The sequence below is a fragment of the Streptomyces sp. NPDC015131 genome (genome assembly GCF_043079975.1).
Taxonomy (GTDB): Bacteria; Actinomycetota; Actinomycetes; order Streptomycetales; family Streptomycetaceae; genus Streptomyces.
Window position 1 is genome coordinate 1 of the sequence record NZ_JBIBVB010000008.1, and the last position, 22,693, is coordinate 22,693.

The window sequence follows — 22,693 nt, forward strand, 5'->3', positions numbered from 1 at the left end:
TCCAGCAATGGATGTGCGAGCAGATCCTCGGCATCCAACCCGCCACCGAGGAGGAGAAACCGCCCCCACGCCGTACACAGGCCGACAAATGGGCCATGCACTACCAAGCCGCCCGCCAGTACTACCAACGCGAAGGACACCTCCAAGTCCCCAAGAAGCACGTCGAACGGATCACCGGCGACAACGGCCAGGAAGAACGGGAACACAAGCTGGGCGCCTGGATCAGCAACCAACGCAGCCGGGCGGCGACGCTTTCGCCGGAGCGGATCGAACGGCTGAACACCATCGACATGCGATGGACGTGATGGGCGTCATCGTCACTGCGACCGCCGCGCCGCGGCCGGCTACCTGCTCGGGCGGTTGCGCCCGTGGCAGCGCCTGGGCGACAGGGCAGCCGATCACGCCCACCACACCGGGTAGCGTGGGTGCAGGCGGCGGGCCGTCATCGTCGTCGCCCACGCGCTCACCGCACCGCACCGCAGCCGACGTAACAGGCGCACCCCGGCCACCGACACGTAGGCGCCAGCGCGGGGGTGCGGGCCTTGGTGGTCGACGGAGGCGCAGCCGTCGATGAGATCGCCCCGCGGGTGACCGTGCACGGGGCGGAAGCGGGCCGGTGCCTGATCCGGCAGCGCGAGACATGGACGGAGCTGAGCGCTACGCAGCGGGAGTGGCTGACCCTACTCGGGGTGAGCGCCCCTGAGCCCGGCCCCCGCCGCGGCGGTGCCGAAGAACGGGAGGGCAGCGGCGTGGAAACGCGGCATCACCGCCGCCATCGCCTACCTGGAGCGCGAAGGCACCCTCGCCACGGGTGCCCCGCCCCCACACCGAACGCGTCGTGCTCAACGGCCAGGAGCACGCCGTACGACTGGGGATGTTCCTGTCCAACGCCGACTCCCGCCGCGCGAACTTCCCCGGTCCGGGCCTATGCCCGGACCGGCCGCCGACTGTTCCCCCAGGAAACGCTCGGCGGCCGACTGCTTTTCCCGGAGGACGGCCGGGGCGGCTGGGCTGTCCCCAGGGGGACAGCACCGGGCAGTGCTCATGCCGGGCCCCGTGGGGTGAGGGGGGTCATCCTCAGCGCCGCCCCCGCCACAGCAGGCGGCATTGGCGTCTTCCTCTCCCCAGCCTTCGGCACCAACTGCGCCAACCACCACGGCACACACGAGCACGGCACCACCACGGCAGGCACCGGAGCAGCCAACGGCAACCTCGTGGGCCTCCCCCTCGGCAGTCCCCTCAACCAGTGCGGTGGAGCTGGCCTCCTCCCCAGCAGCGGCGGCGCTCTCAACGTCGGAAACGGCCTCATCGAAGCCGCTGGAGGTGGCGGCACCGGGGGTGGCCTCCATGGATAACGCCCGCCACGGGTGTCACACGACGGCAGCCTGCAGCGGCGGCTTGTCGGGCAAGGCGGGGTAGTGAAACCTCTTGGCTAGCTCTTGTGCGGGCCATTTTCTGGGGGTGCGAAGCGGGCCTGGGCCGCCAGGACGGCTTCGGTGTAGCGTCCCGCCCACGCGCCCATCGCACGGATCGGCGCCAGCAGTGCGAGGCCCGCTTCGGTGAGGCAGTAGTCGACACGTGGCGGGGCCTCGGCATACGCCTGGCGTGCGACCAGGCCGTTGTACTCAAGGCGGCGCAGGGCTTCAGTGAGGACCTTGGGGCTGATCCCACCGATGCGGGTGATCAGCGCGCGCGGCCTCATCGGCCCACCCTCGCCGAGGATGTACACGATCACACTGTCCCAGCGGTGCGACAGAACTTCGAAGGCCACCCTTGCCTGGCAGTCCGCGGCGTACTCGCCGCCGCCCAGATCCTCGCCCAAGTCTTGTTCATCTGCCTCTGCTGCCTCTGCCGCCGTTTCGCTCACGCGATCATCCTGCCCGGCTCGATGCACACCATGTGGTGTGCATCGGTACACCTAGCGTCCTTACCGTCACATCTCGCACGTCTCGCGACGCGGACGACAGGAGCAAGCACATGCGCATTGGCATTCTGGGTACAGGAGCGATGGCCAGGGCTCTCGGCACAGCATGGGTACGGGCCGGCCATGACATTCGGATCGGTGGCCGGGACACCGAAGCGGCCTCCCGCGCCGCCCAGCTCACCGGCGCCACCGCGCTCGGCAGCCTCGCCGAGGCCGCGGCCCACGGAGACGTGATCCTCATCGCCGTGCCGGCGGGCGCCGCGCCCCAGTTGGCCAAGGAACTGGCCCCCTTGCTCGCCGGGCGGACGGTGATTGACTGCACCGTCCCCATGGCGCCGGGCGAAGACGGCCCGGCCCTGACCACGGGCGGCTCCACCTCCGTCGCCCGGCTCATCGCGGAGGCCGCCCCGGACGCCCATGTGGTGAAGGCGTTCGGGCTGTGTCACGAGAGCATTTGGTCCCTGGACCGGCCGGCTTTCGAAGGGTCACCACTGGCGGTCCCCTTCTGCACCGATCAGCCGGGCGCAGCCACCCGGGTCACGGAGATCATCACCTCCATGCAGTGCACGCCTCTGCCCTGCGGCGGGCTCGATCGCGCTGCCCTGCTGGAGGCCACTGCCGTCTTCGCCATCGGTGTCTGGTGGTCGGGCGCCGAGGCGCGCTTCGCATTTCCGGCCCCGGCCCTCGCCCCGGGGACCATTGACGACTGACCGGGACCTTCCGGAAGTTCCCTTGTACGGCCGTTGACCGAGTGGGTCCTGCCAAGTCGTTTGCGTTGCGCACGTGAGCACGACCACGATCCCGCAGCGAACACCGAGGTGTTCGCTACGGAATCCGACGACAGTCCTTTCCGGGTGCGGCAAGCGTTCCTGCGGTGCGCAGGTACTCCATGAGTGTGCGACGTTCGTGCGGGGCTCTCCGGCGGTCAGCAGCGGGAGACAAGGTCCCCGGGGCGTCCAGCCCAGAGGCCGTATGGTTCACGAGACAGAGAGAGAGGGGGGCGCGTCCGGCGACCCGGACGCGCCCTGCGTGTATCCGTCCGGCCGGGGGTCAGGGCGCCGACTCCTAGGTGACGGTGGCTCCGGGGGCAGCGGCGGCGGTGGCCAGCGTTTGACGCCCGGCGTCGTTGAGGGTGAGCCGCCGGCGTCGCAGCTTGGTCGCGGTCCAATCAACGAGGTCCGCGCAGTGCTGCCCGGTCCTGGTCCGCCTTGGACCTGGTCTTGGGGGTCCCGCGATCAGCGAGCGCCCGGCATCCAGGTCGTTGGCGTACGCCTCCCGGCGCGCCGCCTTCCCATGCCGGGTGCGGAGTCTCAGACTTCGGCGAGCGCCACGCGCAGGCACCGGGCCCGCACACCGCCAGGACAGGGAGAGCAAACGGAATCTCATTCGGGAGCCGGTGCAGGCTCGATGGGAGTGACGGCGCATCGCTCGGTTCAGCAGGGTGCCCTTGGGTAGTGCCGGCGCACGGGCGGGCCCGGGCTTGTTGTTCGCGTGGCCGTGTTGCGGGCCGACGGTCTCGCGCCGCATCGTTCAAACTGGCGATGGCGGCGGTGAAGGTGCAGCACGCGCGTGCGGGGTCGTCCAACTCCCTCTGCTGCGGTAGCACCATGACGACGGCAGACAACGGTTGACGCGCTTGCGGCTGGTGCGCAGAACTACACACCAGCCACCGCCCTACGCCGGCACTCCTCACCACGGCCTGTGTCACGTGACGCAGGTCGATAATGTGACCGCCATGAGCGACGGCATCGCGTGGATGGGCACACACCACCACACCCCCGACGCCCCGAGCGTGCGAGGCATGCGCGGCGGGATCTCCCTCACCCTGGCCCGAGGAGTGGACCAGGACGAATTCCTCATCAACCTGGGCGCCGACCTGGACGAATTGGACGCCCGCACCCCTTACACCGAACTACGCGCCCCGGCCACAGTGCCCGGCCGGCCGAGCCCCTCGGTGAACGCCGTCATGTACGGCACCTGCGGAGAATGGACGTATGTGCTGGAGAACTGGGGCATGGCCACATGGTCCATGGGCTACCAGGGCAAGGTGGCATCGATGGTGCCCTGCGAGGGCGAAGAAGTCCTCTGTCTGACCCTCAACCGGTTCCGCCCCCCGGCTCTGATCATCCACGCCCCCGGCGATGGAAGCGCCTACCGCGCCGACTTCGGCACCACCACGAACCAAGGCAGCGCCCTCGACGAGGCCCTCGCCTCCGCCGGTGCCGTCTACCCCTCGATACCCGACGCCGGCGCGGATGAGGTGGTGGCCTACTACGAGGAGCACGGCGAGCGCCTCCCCGAGCTGGTGTTCACCGCCGTGGGCGCCTACACGGGCGTGAGTATCGACCAAGCCGCCGTAAGCGCCGGTGACCTCCCCGGACTGCTCATCCTCCAGCCCTGACCTCCCGCGACGTGGCACCGTTGATCATTGGCCTACACGGCCGTCGATCCGCTCGCGCAGGAGGTCGGCGCAGCTGCAGTGCCGCGCGTACTCGGCGAGATGTGCCACCAGGATCTCGCGAAGCGGTGCCTCCCCAGTTCGCGTGCCCGGGCCGGCAAAGCCGACGATGAAACGGCCGGTCACCTCGCTCTCGGCCCGCCACTGCCACCAGGGTTCCAGGTGCCGGTGGCGGGCAGCGAGACTTCGGCCCAGGACGAGGCGAACGTGCCGATGCCGTACGGCCCCTCGACGGCAGCCTGGACGGCAGCCCGGACGTGCGGCGGGTCGATGGTGAGCCTGGCCATGTTCGGCTTCGGGCGCAGCATCGCGATCACGATCAAGGTGACGTCGACAGCCGCCAGCGGTATGTCGACCATGGCGGCGACCCGGGTCCGGATCACCGCTGCGGAGTTGCCGATGTCGGCGGCGACAGCGGAGGTGAGGATCGCGCTCACCTTCCACCGCGCGCGCAACTGCGCGAGCGGCCGGGCCGACTGCTTGGGCAGGCAGATCTTGCGGGCGGCGATCACCCGCGGGCGTCGGCGAGCAGGAAGGACTCCAGCCGTTCGGCGAAGCCCGGTGCGGCGGCGACGAAGTGACCGGCGCCCCGGTACACGGCGCGTTCGCCGCCCAGGGCATCCGCGAGGGCGTCACAGATCCGCTCGTGCGCGCTCGCGTGGCCGCCGGAGGCGACGAGCACCGGGATCCCGGCGCCCCGGACCATGTCGAGCGGTGGGCGCGCCTCGCTGGCCGGCCGGCTCCCTTGCGCCCGCCGGACACCGGCCACCACGCTCTCGGGGAGCGGCCCGTCGCCGACCGGCGCTCCCGCCAGGCGGAGGAACTCGCGCAGCTCGGCCGGATCCGCCTCCATCCCCTGGGCAAGGACCGCATCACCGATACGAGCCAGCCGGGCCACCTCCCGGTCGCCGGGGACCAGGTGGGTCAGCGGCGGCTCGATCAGGGTGAGCGAGCGTACACGGCCCGGCGCGGCAGCAGCCGCTGTCAATGCCCCCAGGGCGCCGTAGGAGTGGGCGACTACGTGCGGGCCCGCGGCGAGCAGCGGCGCCAGGTCTTGGGCGTCCACCTCGAAGTCCTGACGCACCCGCGGTGGAGGACTGGGCGGATAGCCACGCCGGTGGACAAGCGCCAGCGTCCACCGGTCGGCCAGCGAAGCGAGCGCACCCCACGTCGTGCGCGGACCGGCACCGCCGTGCACCAGCAGGACCTCCGGCCCGAACCCGTCCCGCACCACCACGATCCCACCCATGAGAATGAGCCTAACCGCGCGCGCCCCGACCGGCCGACCGCACATCATCAGGCAGGAAGCACTCCGGCCAGGAGCCGCCCTGGCCCTGCACAGCGGCCGCGAACCTCAAGGCCGAACCTCGCGGCCGACCTGGACTGCCGGGGGACAAACGGCCGCGCAGGTATCCCGTCGCCGTCCGGTCCGCCGAGTCATCCTTGTCTGGGTCACTCGCCCTAACGGCCTCCAACGGCGACGGATGTCAGGCGGACCTGGCGTGTGCGGTGGGCCTCGCGGGCCGGATCCAGAGGTTGCCCAGGTGGCGCGCGCTGCGCAGGGCGGCGTAGGAGGAGGCGAAGTAGAGCGGGGCGAGCGCAGTGAGCAGGAGTCCGTTCGCCAGGTGTTCCGTCCCGCCGGGTACGCCGCCGAGGAGCCCGAAGAAGCCGGCCAGGAGGTCCAGCAGCGTCGAGAAGGCGATCGCCACCCACCAGAGCATGATCACGGAGAGCAGCCAGGAAGTGCCGTAGGCGCTGGGTTCCTTGGTGCGGAAGAAGAACCGCAGCAGCAGGGCCAGGGCGAGGAGGGTGTAGGCGCCGGTCTCAGGTGTCCATGCCAGCCATGCGGTGGGCCTGAAAGCCGCGTCGCCCGAGCGGTCCTGGAAGGACTCCTGGCTGTCGGTGGTGTAGGCGAGCAGGCTGATGTTGGCCATGGCGAGGGCGAACATCAGCCAGGCGGCCTGGACGAGGATGAGCACGGCGGTCAGCGTGAGCGCTGCCGCCCTCTGACGTGAGGTCACCTCGCGGCCCGCCCGGCCGATCCCGGCGGCGGCGCCCGATGCGGTGCGGACGATGTCGCGGGTCACCTGGACGGCGCCCAGCCACGACTTCAGCAGCAGATAGACCTGGAAGAGCAGAAGCGCCGCGGCTCCGAAGACCAGGGCGATGCCCCGTCCCAGAAGGTCGTCGGGCATGGGGATGCCCTGGATGAACTGATCCACTGTCCCCCCGGACTCGCCCTGGTTCCGGCACCGGGGCCGGACCGCTCGTACGCGACGTCAGCGTAGGGATGAAGGGAGCGCTCCGGAGGGGAAATCGACCAACTGGTCCCGGCCCGGTGTCCGGACGATCGCTCTTCGACCGTTACGTCGTCCTCGGACATGTGAACGGGCCCCCGTTCAGGTCATCTTGCGGCATTCCGCCCGACCCCGGAGCGGGTGTGGTGCATCCTCGGGCCGTGAGCACCGGCCGGGGGCCGGTACCGAGGACGGGAGGGGTGCGGTGGGGTGGACCATGGAGGAGTTCGGTGGCTGCCACGAGGGCATCGCGGGCGCGGTGCTGGACGACGGCAGTGAGCCCCGGCCCGTGTATCTGGACTTCGGCAGCGGGGCGGACTCCGGATGCTGGACCAGTGAGTGGTGGGCCTACAACGGCCAGGGCAGGCGTCCGCGGGCGGCCGGGATCCGGGCGGCCTGTGCGTGCGGCTGGCGCGGTGAGACGTACCCGATCGACTGGGAGCGGGCCGGCGACGACATCGAGGACGTCGACACCTCCGGAGCGTACGACGACTGGTGCGCGCACATCGCCGGCGTCGAGCGGCAGACCGTGCCGCTGCCCGGAGAGCTCACCGACATGCTCGACCGCTTGGACAAGCAGCTCGACCAGCTCGCCGGCCAGGCGCCGGTGGCCGCGCTGAAGGCCGTCGCCGCCCTGGACCGGCTCGCCCGCGCGGCCGGCCGCAAGGCGGCGTACGCCGCCGAGAGCGACGAGCTGTCGGCGGAAGCCATCGGCAAGGGGCTGGGAGTGAGCGCGGAGAAGGCCCGCTCCCGTCTCTGCCGCTATCTGATCGGCTAGGTTCGGGTGTCCGCCACCGGGGCGGGCCGGGCGGCCGGTACGGATCGGGGCGCCGGGAGACGGGCTGCCAGCGACGTCGCCATACGGGCGATGGGTGTGGCCACGATCCCGGCGACCCTGGCACGGCCAGCGATGCAGGCGTCGAGGCGGGCCCCACGGCGGGTGAAGAGGCCCCAGGGTGCCCGCTCTTCTCCGCCCGCCACCGTGCCGCCGGGGCGGGCCGGCGCACGGGCGGTACGGCGGGCCGTCGAAGGCTGGGGCGCCTCCTCCACGACGACAACGCGATGGCCTTCAGCAGGCCGGTGAACGCATCGGGTTCAGCCCCGTGGCCGGGTTCTTGGACGATCATCGGGGTGGAGGCGGGCCAGGGGTGCGGGGGCAGGGGCATGCGGCCGCCCTCCCACCGGGCGGGCGGGAGGGCGGCTGATGCGGCTGGTGCGACTGCCGGGTCAGCGGTCGTCGCGGTCGCGCAGGGAGTCGCCCACGCCCTTGGCCCTCTCGCGCGCCTCGTCGGCCGCGTCGCGCATCTTGGCCTTGGCCTGGTCGGTCTTGCCCTCGGTCTCCCTGCGGTCGTCGCCGGTGACCTTGCCGAGGGTCTCCTTGGCCTTGCCCTTCGCGTTCTCGCTCATGATCACTCCTCTGGTACGGGGGTGGTGGGTGATGGACCGGTCCCGACGCTAGGCGCAGCCGGGGCGGCCCGCATCCGCAGCCGGGGCAGTGACCCGGCGCGCCGTTGGCTGCGCGCGCGGATTCGGAGCGCGTGGAGCGGGGGATCCTTCGCCAAGGAGCCGTGGGGCGTCGGATCGGGCCGTGGTGACGGTTCGTACCGGGGCTGTGTGCCCGCGGGCCGTCAGCGGTGGGCCAGGACGTTGACCACGCGGCCGTTGGGGTCGCGTACGAAGAACCGGCGTACTCCCCACTCCTCGTCCTGCAGGGGGTGCACGATCTCCGCGCCGCTCTCGCGCACGGCCGCGTAGGCCGCGTCCACGTCGTCCACCTCGACGCTGATGTCGGGCGTGACCGGCGCGGTCTGGTCACTCGTCATGAAGCTGATCTGCGCCGCCGGGCTGGACGGGGAGGCGAGGGTCATGATCCAGCCGTGGTTCATGACCTCCTCGAAGCCGAGCAGGCCGTAGAACGCGCGGCTCTCCGGTGCGGCCTCCGACTGCATGTTGGGTACGACACGGCGGACGGACATCGCGGGCTCCAGGTTCGTTCCGGGTTCCGGGTTCGGGGGTCCGGGTTCCGGGTGTCGGGGTGACGGCGGTGGGCGGTTCTTCCCGTCACTACTACGCCATGCCGGTGCCCGCATCCACTTCCGGGGCGGTACGACTCAGCGCAGGGCGGCGGCGACGAGCCCTTCGAGGGCCTCGCGGGGTACCTCACCCCCGCCGACGAGCCGGTCGAGGATCAGGCCGTCGAGGCAGGTCAGCAGGGTGTGCGTGCGGTCGTCGGCGCGCTCGACCCCGTGGTGGGCGAGGAACGACCGGACGGCCTCGCGGCCGGCGTTCTCGCGGGGGACGAGGATCTCCCGGAGTTCGGGGTCGCGCACGCTCTCGACGGTGCAGGCGTGGCGGACCAGTGAGCGGCGGCGGCCTTCGCCGGTGAGCCGCTGCCGGGCGAGCAGCGCCATGCCGTCGACCACGTCGTCGGCCGTGCGCAGGGGTGGGAGCCGGGCGGCGGTCGCGTGCAGTTCCGCCTGGTCGAGCTGGACCAGGCGCGTGACCAGCCCGGTGAGGAGGGCGGCCCGGGTGCGGTAGTACGCCGACGTGGTGCCTGGCGGCAGGCCCGCCCGGCGGTCCACCGCGCGGTGTGTCAGGCCACGGATTCCGTGGTCGGCGAGTACGTCGAGAGCCGCGTCCGCGAGGAGGGTGCGCCGATCCGTAACCATGCCCCCTTTCTACACCTGTAGAACGTCGGTAGGGTGCCGGTGCGGTTTCTACAGGTGTAGAAGAACTCGGGGGGTTGCGGTGGGCAGCACAGCGGTGGTCGTCGGAGGGGGCATCGGTGGTCTGGCGGCCGCGATCGGCCTGCGCCGCATCGGCTGGGACGTGACCGTGCTGGAGCGCGCCGCCGTGCTCGACGACGCGGGGGCGGGCATCTCCCTGGCCGCCAACGGCCTGCGGGCGCTGGACGCACTCGGTGTCGGCGAGGTGGTACGGGCGGCGTCCCGGGGCCAGTACACCGGCGGGACGCGCACCCCGGGGGGCGGGTGGCTGTCGCACATGGACGGCGCCGCCCTGGAAGAGGCGGTCGGCACGCCCATCGTGGGCATCGCGCGCGCCGCGCTGCACCGGCTGCTCCGCCAGGCCCTGCCCGCCGGGGCGCTGCGTACCGGCACCGCGGCGGGGCCGGTCCGGCAGACCGGGCCGTCCACGGTCCGGGTCGAGCACGGCGGCACCGGGCTGGAGGCGGACCTGGTCGTGGCGGCCGACGGGATCGGCAGCACGATCCGCAGGAGCCTCTTCCCGTCCTGCGACGGCCCGGTGTACAGCGGTTCGACCGTCCTGCGCGCCATCACCGAGCACCCGATGGACCTGCGCTCCGACTTCGAACTCACCTGGGGGCGGGGGACCGAGTTCGGGCACATCCTCCTGCCCGGCGGGCGGGCCGAGTGGCACGCGGTGCTCACGCTCCCGGCCGGGACGCGGTTCACCGACCCCCTGGCCGAGCTGCACCGGCGGTTCGGCCACTGGCACGCCCCGGTCCCCGCTCTGCTCGGCGCGACCCGGGGCGACGCGGTGCTGCACCACGACGTGTACGAACTGCGCGCTCCCCTCCCCTCGTTCACGGCCGGGCGGGTCGCCCTGCTCGGTGACGCGGCCCATGCGATGACGCCCCATCTGGGCCAGGGCGCCTGCCAGGCGCTCGAGGACGCGGTCACCCTGAGTGCCGCGCTCGCCACCGAGCCGGCCGTCGATGCCGCGCTGGCCCGGTACGACGCGGAGCGCCGCCCCCGTGCGCAGGCCGTCGCCCGCGCCGCCCGGCAGGCCGGGCGGATGGGCCAGCAGCTCTCCCACCCCGTGGCCGTCGCGCTGCGCAACACGGCGATGCGGCTGACGCCCTCCCGGGCCGCCGTGCGGATGATCCTGCGGCACCACGACTGGACCCCTCCCCGCCTGCGCTGACCCGGGTGTCGCAGGGCGCTGCCCGGCGGTTGCGGGGCAGCTCAGGTGTCGCGGGCGACGAGTCCCGCCTCGTACGCGGCGAGGGCGGCCTCCACCCGGTTGCGCGCCCCCAACTTCGCCAGCACGGCGCTCACATGGGCCTTCACCGTACCCTCGACCACATGCAGCCGGGCCGCGATTTCCGCGTTGGACAGCCCCGCGCCGAGACCGGCCAGTACGTCGCGTTCGCGGTCCGTCAGGTGGTCGAGGGGGCGCCGGGGCCGGACGGTCCGGTGGGCGCGCAGCCCCGCGACGACGCGGGCGGCGACCCTGGGCGACAGGTAGGCGCCGCCCGAGGCGACCGCCTGCACGCCGTTCAGCAACTCCCGGGGGTCGTCCGCCTTGAGCAGGAAGCCGTTGGCGCCCTCCTCCAGGGCCCGCTGGATGAAGTGGTCCTCCCCGAAGGTCGTGAGCATCACCACTCCGGTCCCCGGCACCGCACGGTGGATGCGGGCCGCCGCCTCGATGCCGTTCAGGCCCGGCATCTGAATGTCCATCAGGACCACGTCCGGCAGGTGACGGTGTGCCAGGGCTACCGCTTCCTCGCCGTCCGCGGCTTCGGCGACCACCTCCGTACGCGGGTCTCTGGCCAGGATGGCCCGTATGCCGGCCCTCACCATCGTCTCGTCGTCCGCGATCAGAACGCGGACCGGCCGCCGGCCGGGTGTCGTCGCTTCCATGTCCGGAGCCTACGGCCCCGGTCCGGGTGGGTGGCGCGGACTCCGCGGCCGCGTACGACCGTGTGCGTACCGCCCGGGAGGGGGGCCCTGACGAAAGGAGGGCCGGGGGTGTGACGAAAGGAGGGGGACGGTACTGACGGATGGCCGATGTGCCGCCGGACCTGGGCCTTCTAGCGTCGAACCCGCACGACGCGGCCGTTCCGCAGGAGAGGCGGACGGCATCTTGAGACAGCAGCGGGAGCCGGTGTGATCACCTTGCAGGGCCTCAGCAAACGCTACGGCGACACCACCGCCGTGCACGACCTCACCCTCGACATCCAGGAAGGGCGGGTGACGGGTTTCCTCGGCCCCAACGGAGCCGGCAAGTCCACCACCATGCGGATGATCCTCGGCCTGGACCACCCCACGAGCGGCAGGGCGCTCATCGGCGGCAAGCCGTACCACGCCCTGCGCCACCCGGTCCGCGAGGTAGGCGCGCTGCTGAACGCCCGGGCGCTGCACCCCGCGCGCTCCGCCCGCGGCCATCTGCTCGCCCAGGCCCGCAGCAACGGCATCCCGGCGCGGCGCGTGGACGAGGTGCTGGAGCGTGTGGGCCTGGCTTCGGCGGCCCGGCGCCGGGCCGGTACGTACTCACTCGGCATGGCCCAGCGCCTGGGTGTCGCCGGGGCGCTCCTGGGCGACCCCGCCACGCTGATCCTGGACGAACCGGTCAACGGCCTCGACCCGGACGGCGTCCGGTGGATGCGGAACCTGGTGCGGTCCCAGGCCGCCGAGGGCCGCACCGTGTTCCTCTCCAGCCACCTGATGAGCGAGATGGAGCTGACGGCCGACCATCTCGTGGTCATCGGCCGCGGACGGCTGCTGGCCGACACCCCCATGTACGAGCTGCTGGCCGGCGGCTCGCGGCCGGTGGTGCGGGTGGCCGTGCCCGATCCCGGGGAACGGGCGACGCTGGTCCGGCGCCTGGCCGGCGACGGCACGGCGACCATCGACGCCTCCGACCGGGACGTCCTCGTCGTCACCGGGCGGACCGCCCGGCAGGTGGGTGACCTCGCGCACCGCTGCGGCGTCCGGCTGCACCAACTCCGCGACGTACAGGTGTCGCTGGAGGAGGCGTACATGGAGCTGACGGCCCGCAGTGTCGAGTACGCCACCGTCTCGGACGGCGGTGATCGCACCCGGCCGGGCTCGGGACGCGCGACCGGGCCGTCCTCGCGAACCAGCGGCGGTGATGGGCGGGCGCAGGACGGCGACCGGGTGGCCGGGCAGGCAGGAGGGCTGGGACGATGACGACCGTCGAAGCAACCAGCGCCGGGGCACGGCCGGTTGGGGACGCCCACGACTCCGGGACCGGCGTCCGGCGTACCGGGGGTGGCGCGCCTGCCGGGCCGCGCGGGCGTCTGCTGTACGGGGCGGTGGCCGCCGAGTGGACCAAGCTGTCGTCGGTCCGCGCGCCGTACGTCTGCCTTCTGGCCGGTCTCGCCGCGACGGTGGTGTTCACCTTCTACTACGGGTCGATCGCGCGCATCAACGACCACCCCGTCCAGCCGGTGGGGCACGCGGCTGTCGCGTCCACGGTGCTCGTGCAGTTCGCGGTGGTCGTGCTCGCCATGCTCACGGTGACCGGCGAGTACACGACCAGCAGCATGAGCTCATCCCTGCTGTGGGTACCGGTCCGGCACCGCGTCCAGGTCGCCAAGGCGCTGGTGACCGCCCTGGTCGCCCTGGTGGCGGGGATCCTGTTCGCGGGGGTGGGAGTGGCGGTCGCCTGGGGTCCGTTCGCGGGTCACGCCTCGTTCGACGCGGAGCGTACGGCCGCTCAGGCGCTGGCCGTCGGTGTCCACTACGCCGCCATCGCGGTCATGACCGTCGGTGTGTCCCTCGCCGCCCGGCACGCGGCCGGGGCGCTGGCGGTCCTGCTGACCCTGCTGTGGGGGTTGCCCAGCATGCTCGTCGGGCTCGGCGGCCCCGTGCTGCTCGCGATCAACGACTGGCTCCCGTACAGCGCCGGTGACGCCCTGATGCGTACCGGCGCCGACACCGTCCCCTACGGTCCCGGCACGGCGGCCCTGGTGCTCCTCGGGTGGGTGGGTGCGGCCCATCTGACCGGTTTGTACGTGCTGCGCCGCCGGGACGCCTGACCTCGTTCACCGTGCAGGCCCGGCTCCGGTCCACCCGCGTCACCGGATGGCCCGGGCCGTGCCTCGGTCGGGGTTTTGGTGTGACGTAGCGTCAGGGTGACGTCGGCAGTGCTGGTCACACGCGTACGAGAGGCGGTTCCTTCCTGATGCGGCGCCTTCCCACACCACCACCGCGTCCAGTAGTGGTCGATGCGGCCCTCTGGGTGGCGTTCGTCGCCGCGGGAGCGTGGTGGTTCGCCGACACCCAGGGCGCGTCGGTGGCCCGTGACCTGGTCCTGCCGCTGCTCCTGCTGAGCGTGGCCGTGCCGCTGGCGCGGTCCCGCCCGGCCGTGGCCGTGCTGATCGCCAACGGCCCTTGCTCGCTGGGCCTCTTCGGCTCGGTGAGCCCGGCGAACGTGTACGCCGTGACGCTGGCGTGCATGACGTTCCTCCTGGGTGCCCGCGCCGGTTCGCGTGCGGCGGCGGGCGGCACCCCGCTGCTCGCCCTGGCGGGGTGCCTGACACTCGACGTGGCACTGTGCGCCGTTCTGAAGGCTCCGCCGGTGTGGTGGTTCTACTCCATCACGGTGCTGCCCGCGGTCCTGGTGCTGCCCTGGCTCGCCGGCCGGTACTGGCGCGGGCGCCGGGAGCTGGCCGAAGGCGGCTGGCAGCTCGCCCGGAGCCTGGAGGAGCGGCAGCACCTGGCCGCCGAGCACGCCCGCCTCGCCGAACGTACCGCCATCGCCGCCGACATGCACGACTCCCTCGGCCATGTGCTGAGCCTGGTCGCCCTGCGCGCCGGGGCGCTGGAGCTGTCACCGACCCTCACGCCGCAGGACCGCCACGACACCGCGGAGCTCCGGCGGGCCGTGGCCGATGCCGTCGACCAGCTGCGGGAGACCGTCACGCTCCTGAAGGCCGCGCCCCGTGCCGGGACCGGGCCCGCCGCGGCGGACACCGTGGAGGGTCTGCTGGAACGCGCGGTGGCCTCGGGTGTCCCCGTCCAGTGGGAGCGCGCCGGGACACCACCGTCGCGTACGCCCCTGAGTGAACGGGCCGAGTACCGGGTGGTTCAGGAAGCCCTCACCAACGCCACCAAGCACGCGCCGGGTGCCACCGTCCGCGTCAGCATCTCGTACACCGCACAGTCCACGCGCATACGGATCGTCAACGCGTACCCGATGGGCGGGGCCCGGCCGGCCATGCCGCCTGCCGGCGCGGCGGGCACCGGCCACGGGCTGGCCGGACTGCGGGAGCGGGTGACGCTCCTCGGCGGCACACTGCGCGCCGGCCGGGAGGACGGTGCCTTCGAGGTCACCGCGTCTCTCCCCCACGGGACGGCCGGCCGGGCCGCGCCCGTCGGCCCTGACAAGGGTGACGAGGACCTTGCGGCCTCCGCGGTGGCGGGCGGTACGTCATCCACGGCCGTGTCCGGCTCGGACGGTGGGACGGGCGGGGCCGGCGGGGCGGGATCGAGCGGCTCGGCCGGCGGGGCGGACTGGGCCATTGGTGCGTACGCGGGGGGCGCCGTGCTCGACTCGGTCCGGCGACTGGCCCGGGTCCGCCGCACCACCCGCCGTCGATTCGCCGCGGTCTTCGCCGTCCCTGCCCTCACGGCCGCCCTCTTCCTGCCCAGCGCCGCCTACTTGGTCCACCAGCTCACCAGCACCGTTCTCCCGCCGTCCCGGTACGAACACCTTCGCCTCGGCACGCCCCGCAGCGATCTCGCCCGTCTTCTCCCGGCGCGGCCCTTCCCCTACGCCCCCGGCGAGCTGCGCACCCTGCCCCGGCCACCGGGTGCCGCGTGCGACTTCTACCGGTCCAACGGCAACCTTCTGGAGGACGTGGACCTCTACCGGTTGTGCTACTCCGGCGGCAGACTGGTTGCCAAGGATGTTCTCGGGGTCCGTGGTACTGCCGCGGCGTCTGAATGAGCCTTTGGCCGTACGGGAGGGCCCCGAGGCCTAGGTCCATGGTCGGGCCGCCGGCCCGATGTGCCGCACCGCTTCCGCTGGTCGGATGGCGATGTGAGTGATCTTGCGAAGGAATGGGAACCGGCCGTCCGTCGACGCCTGGACGAGGAGAGGAACGTCTGGCTGTGCACCATCCGTCCCGATGGCTCGGCCCACGTCACGCCGGTCTGGTTCATCCACCGGAGGGACAGGTGGTGGATCTGCTCGGACCAGAAGTCCGTCAAGGTCAGAAACGTCCGCCGCGAGCCCCGCGTCTCTCTCGCCCTGGAGGACGGCCGCTCTCCCGTCGTGGCCGAAGGCAGCGCGACCGTTAGGGGCAAGGACTTCCCGGGTGACATCGTGGCCGCGTTCGAGCGGAAGTACGGCTGGGACATTTCGGCTCCCGATGCTTCGGGGCGCGAGTACGTGCTGCTGGAGGTTCAGGTTCGTCGATGGCTGATGGCCGGCACGGCGCCATAGTGGTGCGCCGGGTGCGGTGGTGCGCCGAGGTGGAGGTGCGCGCCGTGCCGTGGTCACGCCGCGTCGTGCGCGGCGTGTCAGCGATGTGTACGCGGCGGGTCAAGCGGAGGTTGAGGACGTCGGCGATTCTTCCCACTGGATCGGACCTACCGAGAACAGTGGAGGAGTCGAGAGTGCTGCATATGCGAGGGGACAGAAGGCGTCGCTGGCGCGCCGTGCTGGCCGCCGTGGCGGGAAGCCTGTTGGTGCTGGGCGGGACACCGGGCCCCGCTCAGGCCGCCGAGACGGAGTGGATCAGCTTCGACGGCGGGCAGGCCCGGGTCCTGTCCGCCGTGTACTCGGTGGCCATCGCGGGCGCCACCTACGATGTCGCTCGCGGTACGGACAACAACGTCTGGTTCCGCTACAACGGGGGCAATTGGCGGCCTCTGGGCGGGGATTCCGCCTCCCGTACCACCTCTCCCCCGCGCATCGTCGAATTCCCGCGCGGCCGGGCGATGGCACTGGTCAGGGGCCTGGACGGGGAGATCTGGTACAGCCAGGCCAACAGCGGCTCGGCGAATTTCTGGACGTCGTGGACCCGGCTGCCGGCCGGCGCCAGGGCGATCGGCAGCCCCCTGGTGACCGTCAGTTCAGCCACCGGTGATCTCATGATCGAGGCACCCAACGCCCACCGGCGCATCAGTTACACCTTCCTGAGGAACTACGGCGCAACTCTCTCGTCCTCGGGATGGACGGTCGACAACCACGCCGTTCTCGGGACGAATCACGTGGACATCGAGGGCAACAGCCAGATCGCGATCTACGGTACGGAGTACTACCGGTCGGTGTACCGGAGCTTCGTCACGGGCAGCGATCACCACGTCTGGCGCATCACATCGAACCCCACCAACGGCGCGGTCATGAACGTGTCGCAGGTCAATGGCGGAGCGGAATGCGTCACTGGTGTGACGGCGGCCCGGCTGGGGGACCAGAGCACGGTCGCGAGCCCCGGGCAGGCGGGGTTCGCCCAGCAGCAGCGCGTGATGCTCTCCTGCATCGGGAACGACGGCTATGTGTGGGTGAGTACGTCCTCGAACGGCGGTCTCACCTTCGACGGGTGGCGGCACCCCACGGGCAGGCTCGCGCCGTCCACCACCACTCCGTCCGTCTTCGCCACCCCGGCGTCGAACACGTCGTGGACCCTGAATGTGCGCTGGAACGGGGCGCGCAGTTCCGCGTTTCCCGACAACTCCGTCGTGGCGAAGCGGATCAACTAGCGACGGTGGGTGAGGCGCTCGCCGTGCGCGGGAGATGAAGGGTGCCGGGCCGGCGGGGCGGGCCCGCGCGATGGTGCCATCGCGGGCTCGCAGTCGTCGCCGTCGTCGCCGTCGTCGCCGTATCGAGGCCCGGGTGTGGGGGCGGGGGGACCGACGTCGGCGTTTCGGCCACTGGCGAGGCCACGCCAGTCCCTGAGCGGGCAAGGGTCGGTGTACGCCGCACGAACGCGCATTCGCCTGAGTTCGGGGTTTTCGCCACGACCGAAAGACGTGTGTTCGATACGCGGGGCACCCTCGTTGGACTCGGTGACTGACCGACAACCTCGCGGAGGCCGCCGTGTGTCCCCTGCCCCACCCTCGGATCGCCCTTCCTCCCGCTGCGCGGGCCACCCCTGCCCCGGTCGGGACGTTCGCGGCGCCGTTCCGGCGTACCGTCGGCGGCTTCTTCCGCGCAGCACGTCCGGAACCGGGGTGGGGGGAATGACCGCCCGAGACACCGGCGACTCGGCCACTGCCGGTCTCACGGCCACCGAGCCGTCGCAGTCGGAGCAGCTGCTCTTCGGTGGCGAACTGACCTACGACTACGGCTGGGGCAGCCATGACGGCGCCTGGCTGAAGCTGGGGCTCAGGGCCATGGCCCGCTCGCTGCCGCAGCAGGTCGCCGTGGCGATGCGGCTCGCCAGGGAGGCGGATCCGCGGGCGTTCACCACGGTCGCCGTCAGCGAGATCGCCCGCGGTGTCGCCCAGGCGGTGTCCCTGATCGCGGTGAACGCCCTGCTCGTGGACCTGCTCGCGCCCGGCGACCTGCCGGGCCGGCTGCGCGCGGCGGTGCCCTCACTCCTCCTGGTCGCGGTCCTGGCGGTGATCGGCTCGGCGTGCGCGTCGGCGTCGGCCGCCGCGACGGGGATCCTGGGGCCGAAGGCCCAGCGTGTGGCGACCGAGCGGTACCTGAGGCTGGTGGCGCGGGTGGAGCTCGAGGCGATCGAGGACGACGCCTTCCACAAGCTGATGGACTCCGCGCAGTGGGGCGCGGACTCGGCGCGGCGGATGGTCGGCTACTGCACGGCCGTGGTCACCTCGGCCATCTCCCTGCTCGCCGCGGCCGGCGTGCTCACGGTGCTGCACCCGGTGCTCCTGCCGCTGCTGGTGCTGATGGCCCTGCCGAGCGCCTGGGGGTCGCTGATCATGGCCCGGCACCGTTATGTCAGCTGGCACCGCTTCGTCCAGCACGTACGGGCGGCGAAGACCATCAGCCAGCTGTTGATCAACCAGCAGGCCGCCGCCGAGGTCCGGGTCCACGGCGTGGCGCCCTTCCTGCTCACCCACTTCCGGCAGATGGCCCAGACCAGTGAGCGGGAGCAGACGCGGCTCGCATGGACCGGCGCCCGTACGGGCCTGTTCAGCGACGGCGCCCGGGGCGTCGCGACCATCGCCACGTACACCGTTCTGGGTCTGCTGCTCTGGAACGAGCGGATGGACCTCGCCGTGGCCGGTACGGCGGTCCTGGCCATCCGTACCGGGTCGGCGAGCATCACCGATCTGGTGCTGCGCGTCACGGACGTCCAGGAGGAGGCGATGTTCGTGGCCGACCTGGAGACCCTGTGCAAGGAGGCCGTGCGGCGCGCCATCCCGGTCGGGGGTCTGGATCTGCCCGCCGAGGTCGACGCGATCCGCTTCGAGAAGGTCACGTTCACCTACCCCGGCAAGGACACCCCGTCCCTGTACGAGGTGGATCTGGTCATCCCCCGGGGCAAGACCGTCGCTCTCGTCGGACGCAACGGCTCGGGCAAGTCGACGCTGGTCCGGCTGCTGAGTGGTGCCCGCCTGCCCGACAGCGGCCGGGTCCTGTGGGGCGGGGTGAGTACGGCGGCCGCGGACCGGGCGCAGGTCTTCGACCGGGTCGCCATGGTCGCGCAGGACTTCCACCGCTGGCCGTTCACCGCCCGCGTCAACATCGGCATCGGCCGTCCGGGGGCCGCGATCGACGACGTGGCCGTCGGGGCCGCCGCGGCGTACGCGGGAGCGGACGAGGTCGTGGAGAGCCTCCCCCGGGGCCTGGACACGCTGCTCGCCCGCGGCTACAAGGGCGGGCAGGAGATCTCCGGCGGTCAGTGGCAGAAGATCGGCCTGGCTCGCGCGCGCTACCGGGACGGCGCCGTGCTGATCGTCGACGAGCCCACCAGCGCTCTCGACCCGGCCGCCGAGCAGCGGGTCTTCGACCAGATCCACCAGCTGGCCGGGGCGGGGCAGACGACCGTCCTGATCACGCACCGCCTGCACAGCGTCCGCCATGCCGATGTCATCTACGTGCTGGACGAGGGGAGGGTGGTGGAGCACGGCTCCTTCGACGAACTCATGGATCCCGCGCATGGGGCCGGGATGTTCAAGGAGGCGTACGAACTCCAGGCGCGGCAGTTCGCCCGGCCGACCGTGCCGGTGCGGCCGGTGGGGGTGCCCGCCCCGGCGGGTGAGCCCGTGGGTGCACCCGGTGGGGAGGAGGTGTTGTCGTGATGGCTCACTCTGTTTCTGTTTCTGTCCCTGTCCCTGTCTTACGGCCCCTGCGGCGGCGCGGGCATGGGGGGCGGGTACGACCGGGCGGTGCCGGGGCGTCCACCGCCTCGTCTCGTACCCTGGCGGCATGCGCATGCGCCCCACCCTGAGCTGGACCCCGCCCGAGGACCTGCCGGCCGGCACGACGGACCTGGGGCCGGTCACGGACGCTCTGGGCGCGGGCGGGGTGCTCGTGCTCAGCGGGGCGGGCATCTCCACGGAGTCGGGCATCCCCGACTACCGGGGCGAGGGCGGGAGCCTGAGCCGGCACACGCCGATGACGTACCAGCAGTTCACCGCCGACCCGCAGGCCCGGCGACGGTACTGGGCCCGCAGCCACCTCGGCTGGCGTACCTTCGGGCGGGCCCGTCCGAACGCCGGGCACCGGGCGGTGGCCGCGTTCGAGCGGCACGGCCTGGTGGAGGGCGTGATCACCCAGAACGTCGACGGCCTCCACCAGGCCGCCGGCAGCCGGGACACGGTCGAGCTGCACGGGAGCCTGGCCCGGGTCGTCTGTCTGACGTGCGGCGCGTTCACCGCCCGCCGGGACCTCGCCGTGCGGCTGGAGGAGGCCAATGCGGGCTTCCGGCCGGTGGCGGCGGGGATCAACCCGGACGGTGACGCCGATCTCAGTGACGAGCAGGTCGGAGACTTCCGTGTGGTGCCCTGCGTGGCCTGCGGCGGCGTCCTCAAGCCGGACGTGGTGTTCTTCGGGGAAGCCGTTCCTCGCGAGCGGGTGGAGCACTGCCGCCGGCTGGTCCGGGAGGCGTCCTCTCTCCTGGTGCTGGGCTCTTCCCTGACGGTGATGTCCGGTCTGCGGTTCGTCCGGCAGGCCGCCCAGGCCGGGAAGCCCGTGCTGATCGTCAACCGTGACGCGACCCGGGGCGACGCGCATGCCCGAGCCCGGGTCGCCCTGCCCCTGGGGCCGGCGCTCACCGCCGTGGCCGACCGGCTGGGAGTCCCCCTCGGGGACATTGACCGGTCGTCCGCCTAGGCGGGACCGGCGCTGGGCGGCTGCCTCGGTGGCGGTCGGGGCCGGGCGCCCTTCCGGGCGGCGCCGCGCCGGGGCCGGCCGGCGTGCGGCGGGCCTGGGCGCAGCGGGCCCGGGCGCGGCGGCGTGGCGGTCGTCATGCGGTGCGGGGCGGGTGGTCAGGCCGTTTCGGCCAGCACTTCGCGGAGGGTGTGGGCGAACTCCTCCGGGGCGCCCGTCTGCCCGTACTCGCCGCCGAGGAACCCTCCGTGGTGGCTGGGGAAGACCGTCAGAGGGATGTTCAGCGACCGGGCGATCTCGGCGGCCGCCCTGGCCGGGAACTCTCCCTCCGACTCCTTGCCCGCAGCGATCACGAGGCGGGTCGGGGCGGCCTTGAGAGCGGCCGTGTCGGGACGGAAGGCCGTGCAGCCGATCATGTTCTGTCCCAGGAGGGCGTCGTCGCGCGAACCGTCGTCCTCGGTGGGAAGGCCGAAGGCGGCCGGGTCGGGCGCGGGCTCGTCGCGCCAGTCGTCGGGGAAGAGCCCCTTGCGGCCGGCGGCGGCGATGAACTTCGCCATGGCGGGGCCCATTCCCTGCCGGAGGTAGGTGGCGTGGATGTCCTCGCACACGCCCAGCACGGCCTCGCGGTCGGGGAGGACCGGCGCCGCCGGCGGTTCGTGGGCGACGAGCGTCGCCACCAGGTCGCCGTGCCGGGCCACCAGGGCGAGCGCGTTCACGGCGCCGCCGCTGCTGGCGAACAGGTCGACCGGTCCGCCGCCGACGGCCTCGATCACCCGCCGTACGTCGTCGGCGTGTTCCTCGGGGGTCGTCCGGGCGGCTCCGTCCGTACGCGGGCTGCGACCCGTACCCCGGGGGTCGTACGTCACGACGGTGCGGTCGGCGAAGTGCCCGGCGAGCGTGGTGAAGCCGGCGGCGTCCATGGGGGAACCGATCAGCAGCAGCGGGCGGGCGCCGTCGGTGTCGCCGTCCGGGCGTCTCACGTCATAGGTGAGCGTCGCGCCCGGGGCGTCCAGGGTCTGTGTGCCGGTCGTGGCCATGTCCGTCTCCTTCACGCATGCAAGGTGTCGATCACTACCCAGGAAGACCGGCTCGGGGACCACAACTCATCGGTCGGGGACAGAAATTCTTTCGCGTCGAGCCCGGCCGCCGCCCCGCTGGCGGGCCGACGTGTCCATGACTGCTTCCGGGGCACATGGACGGTGGCATCGAGGCCGTCCACTCGTTCACCGACAAGGAGTTCTCCCATGCTGGGTATCGCCGCCGCCGTCCTGTTCCTCATCGCCTTCCTGATCAACGCCGCCGAGCTCACCACGAATGACGTCTTCTCGTCCGTCAACCTGATGCTGCTGGGGCTGGCGTCGCTGGCACTGCACGTGTCCGGTGTCGGCACCTCGTGGCGCACCCGCCGCCGCTGACCGGTCCGGGGCGCCGGGGAGGCCCCCGGCGCTTCCGTCAGACGCGCTCCAGGGGGCGGAAGGGCCCGGGCGGGAGCTCCACCTCGATGGCGTCGTCCGGGCGGACGGTGCCGCCATGACGGACCACGGCCATGATGCCGGACGTGAAGGTGAAGTCTCCGGTGCCGGGGTCGAGGGCGAACATCTCGCCGAGCAGGCCCGGGGCGTAGTCGTTGATCTTCGAGCAGGGATTGCGCAGCCCTGTCACCTCGACCACGGCGTGCGCGCCGATGTGGAGCAGGGCGCCGGTGGGGAGCCCGAGCAGGTCCAGGCCCCGGGTGGTGATGTTCTCGCCGAGCCCGCCGGCGGTGACCTCGTACCCCTTGAGCGCCAGCTCGTCGAAGAGTTCCTCGTGCATCAGGTGCACTTGGCGCAGGTTGGGCAGGTGCGGCTCGTACGTCATGCGGAACTGGTGGCGGATCGTCTCGCCCGCGTGGACGTCCCCCTCGACGCCGAGCCCGGCGAGCAGCGTGATCGATGCCCGGTTGGGCTTGCTGAACCCGTACGTCCGCTTGCGGCTCACCGCTGTGACGTGGCCCGCCATGGCTCGTTCCCCCTCGGTGCGCGGTGCGGCCGGTTCGCT

23 protein-coding genes are annotated in these 22,693 nt (G+C 72.2%); 13 read left to right on the forward strand and 10 right to left on the reverse strand.

The window, feature by feature from the left end; translation table 11 throughout:
- Positions 1-305: helicase associated domain-containing protein (locus tag ACF08D_RS27785; protein ID WP_392226383.1), on the forward strand; the 305-nt coding region annotated here is incomplete at its 5' end.
- A 1,127-nt stretch (positions 306-1,432) separates the two neighbouring features.
- On the opposite strand, the gene ACF08D_RS27790 is transcribed toward ACF08D_RS27785, so the two are convergent.
- Positions 1,433-1,810 (reverse strand): winged helix-turn-helix transcriptional regulator, encoded by a 378-nt coding sequence (locus tag ACF08D_RS27790; RefSeq protein ID WP_392227072.1) that lies wholly within the window; start codon positions 1,808-1,810, stop codon positions 1,433-1,435.
- 92 nt (positions 1,811-1,902) lie between these two features.
- On the opposite strand from ACF08D_RS27790, the gene ACF08D_RS27795 reads away from it, so the two are divergent.
- Both ACF08D_RS27795 and ACF08D_RS27800 read left to right on the forward strand, forming a co-directional pair.
- Entirely contained in the window at positions 1,903-2,634 is a 732-nt protein-coding gene (locus tag ACF08D_RS27795; protein ID WP_392226385.1) for an NADPH-dependent F420 reductase, read from the forward strand.
- Between the two features lie 1,025 nt (positions 2,635-3,659).
- Positions 3,660-4,325, forward strand: coding sequence for a hypothetical protein (locus ACF08D_RS27800; RefSeq protein ID WP_392226387.1), 666 nt, complete (start codon positions 3,660-3,662; stop codon positions 4,323-4,325).
- 179 nt (positions 4,326-4,504) lie between these two features.
- Here ACF08D_RS27800 and ACF08D_RS27805 read toward each other — a convergent pair whose 3' ends face one another.
- The 3 genes from ACF08D_RS27805 to ACF08D_RS27815 all read right to left on the reverse strand — a co-directional run bounded on the left by ACF08D_RS27805 (position 4,505) and on the right by ACF08D_RS27815 (position 6,577).
- On the reverse strand, positions 4,505-4,894 hold the full coding sequence (locus ACF08D_RS27805; protein WP_392226389.1) for a hypothetical protein: 390 nt from the start codon (positions 4,892-4,894) through the stop codon (positions 4,505-4,507).
- Entirely contained in the window at positions 4,891-5,631 is a 741-nt protein-coding gene (locus ACF08D_RS27810; protein WP_392226391.1) for an alpha/beta fold hydrolase, read from the reverse strand. The genes ACF08D_RS27805 and ACF08D_RS27810 overlap by 4 nt, the downstream gene beginning before the upstream one ends.
- A 238-nt stretch (positions 5,632-5,869) precedes the next feature.
- Positions 5,870-6,577: a hypothetical protein gene (locus ACF08D_RS27815; RefSeq protein WP_392226393.1), complete on the reverse strand. Its 708-nt coding sequence runs from the start codon at positions 6,575-6,577 to the stop codon at positions 5,870-5,872.
- A 319-nt stretch (positions 6,578-6,896) separates the two neighbouring features.
- Here ACF08D_RS27815 and ACF08D_RS27820 point away from each other — a divergent pair, with 319 nt between their 5' ends.
- Positions 6,897-7,457, forward strand: a complete 561-nt coding sequence (locus ACF08D_RS27820) for a hypothetical protein (RefSeq protein ID WP_392226395.1) — start codon at positions 6,897-6,899, stop codon at positions 7,455-7,457.
- Between the two features lie 449 nt (positions 7,458-7,906).
- Here ACF08D_RS27820 and ACF08D_RS27825 read toward each other — a convergent pair whose 3' ends face one another.
- The 3 genes from ACF08D_RS27825 to ACF08D_RS27835 all read right to left on the reverse strand — a co-directional run bounded on the left by ACF08D_RS27825 (position 7,907) and on the right by ACF08D_RS27835 (position 9,348).
- On the reverse strand, positions 7,907-8,086 hold the full coding sequence (locus tag ACF08D_RS27825) for a CsbD family protein (RefSeq protein ID WP_392226397.1): 180 nt from the start codon (positions 8,084-8,086) through the stop codon (positions 7,907-7,909).
- Between the two features lie 221 nt (positions 8,087-8,307).
- Positions 8,308-8,655 carry a VOC family protein gene (locus ACF08D_RS27830; RefSeq protein ID WP_392226398.1) on the reverse strand — a complete coding sequence of 116 codons (348 nt, stop codon included), beginning with the start codon at positions 8,653-8,655 and terminating at the stop codon, positions 8,308-8,310.
- Between the two features lie 135 nt (positions 8,656-8,790).
- On the reverse strand, positions 8,791-9,348 hold the full coding sequence (locus ACF08D_RS27835; RefSeq protein ID WP_392226399.1) for a TetR/AcrR family transcriptional regulator: 558 nt from the start codon (positions 9,346-9,348) through the stop codon (positions 8,791-8,793).
- Positions 9,349-9,427: 79 nt separating this feature from the next.
- On the opposite strand from ACF08D_RS27835, the gene ACF08D_RS27840 reads away from it, so the two are divergent.
- Complete coding sequence (locus ACF08D_RS27840) at positions 9,428-10,585, forward strand: FAD-dependent monooxygenase (RefSeq protein ID WP_392226401.1); 1,158 nt, start codon at positions 9,428-9,430, stop codon at positions 10,583-10,585.
- Between the two features lie 41 nt (positions 10,586-10,626).
- On the opposite strand, the gene ACF08D_RS27845 is transcribed toward ACF08D_RS27840, so the two are convergent.
- On the reverse strand, positions 10,627-11,304 hold the full coding sequence (locus ACF08D_RS27845) for a response regulator (RefSeq protein WP_392226403.1): 678 nt from the start codon (positions 11,302-11,304) through the stop codon (positions 10,627-10,629).
- Positions 11,305-11,550: 246 nt separating this feature from the next.
- Here ACF08D_RS27845 and ACF08D_RS27850 point away from each other — a divergent pair, with 246 nt between their 5' ends.
- The 7 genes from ACF08D_RS27850 to ACF08D_RS27880 all read left to right on the forward strand — a co-directional run bounded on the left by ACF08D_RS27850 (position 11,551) and on the right by ACF08D_RS27880 (position 20,659).
- On the forward strand, positions 11,551-12,594 hold the full coding sequence (locus tag ACF08D_RS27850) for an ABC transporter ATP-binding protein (RefSeq protein ID WP_392226405.1): 1,044 nt from the start codon (positions 11,551-11,553) through the stop codon (positions 12,592-12,594).
- Positions 12,591-13,445 (forward strand): ABC transporter permease, encoded by an 855-nt coding sequence (locus ACF08D_RS27855; RefSeq protein WP_392226407.1) that lies wholly within the window; start codon positions 12,591-12,593, stop codon positions 13,443-13,445. Before ACF08D_RS27850 ends, ACF08D_RS27855 begins: the two co-directional genes overlap by 4 nt.
- Before the next feature lie 182 nt (positions 13,446-13,627).
- Complete coding sequence (locus ACF08D_RS27860) at positions 13,628-15,358, forward strand: sensor histidine kinase (protein WP_392226408.1); 1,731 nt, start codon at positions 13,628-13,630, stop codon at positions 15,356-15,358.
- Positions 15,359-15,451: 93 nt separating this feature from the next.
- Positions 15,452-15,856, forward strand: a complete 405-nt coding sequence (locus tag ACF08D_RS27865; RefSeq protein WP_392226410.1) for a pyridoxamine 5'-phosphate oxidase family protein — start codon at positions 15,452-15,454, stop codon at positions 15,854-15,856.
- 182 nt (positions 15,857-16,038) lie between these two features.
- Positions 16,039-17,115 (forward strand): hypothetical protein, encoded by a 1,077-nt coding sequence (locus ACF08D_RS27870; protein WP_392226412.1) that lies wholly within the window; start codon positions 16,039-16,041, stop codon positions 17,113-17,115.
- 480 nt (positions 17,116-17,595) lie between these two features.
- Positions 17,596-19,626, forward strand: a complete 2,031-nt coding sequence (locus ACF08D_RS27875; RefSeq protein ID WP_392226414.1) for an ATP-binding cassette domain-containing protein — start codon at positions 17,596-17,598, stop codon at positions 19,624-19,626.
- A gap of 127 nt (positions 19,627-19,753) precedes the next feature.
- Positions 19,754-20,659, forward strand: coding sequence for an NAD-dependent protein deacetylase (locus ACF08D_RS27880; protein ID WP_392226416.1), 906 nt, complete (start codon positions 19,754-19,756; stop codon positions 20,657-20,659).
- A 155-nt stretch (positions 20,660-20,814) separates the two neighbouring features.
- On the opposite strand, the gene ACF08D_RS27885 is transcribed toward ACF08D_RS27880, so the two are convergent.
- Positions 20,815-21,693 carry an alpha/beta fold hydrolase gene (locus tag ACF08D_RS27885; protein WP_392226418.1) on the reverse strand — a complete coding sequence of 293 codons (879 nt, stop codon included), beginning with the start codon at positions 21,691-21,693 and terminating at the stop codon, positions 20,815-20,817.
- Positions 21,694-21,900: 207 nt separating this feature from the next.
- On the opposite strand from ACF08D_RS27885, the gene ACF08D_RS27890 reads away from it, so the two are divergent.
- A complete protein-coding gene (locus tag ACF08D_RS27890; RefSeq protein ID WP_392226420.1) occupies positions 21,901-22,071 on the forward strand; it encodes a hypothetical protein in 171 nt (56 codons plus the stop codon).
- Positions 22,072-22,108: 37 nt separating this feature from the next.
- Here the strand turns inward: ACF08D_RS27890 and ACF08D_RS27895 are convergent, their stop codons facing one another.
- The gene (locus ACF08D_RS27895) at positions 22,109-22,654 is read right to left on the reverse strand and encodes an MOSC domain-containing protein (protein WP_392226422.1); all 546 of its coding nucleotides are present in this window, start codon (positions 22,652-22,654) and stop codon (positions 22,109-22,111) included.
- Positions 22,655-22,693: the final 39 nt, after the last annotated feature.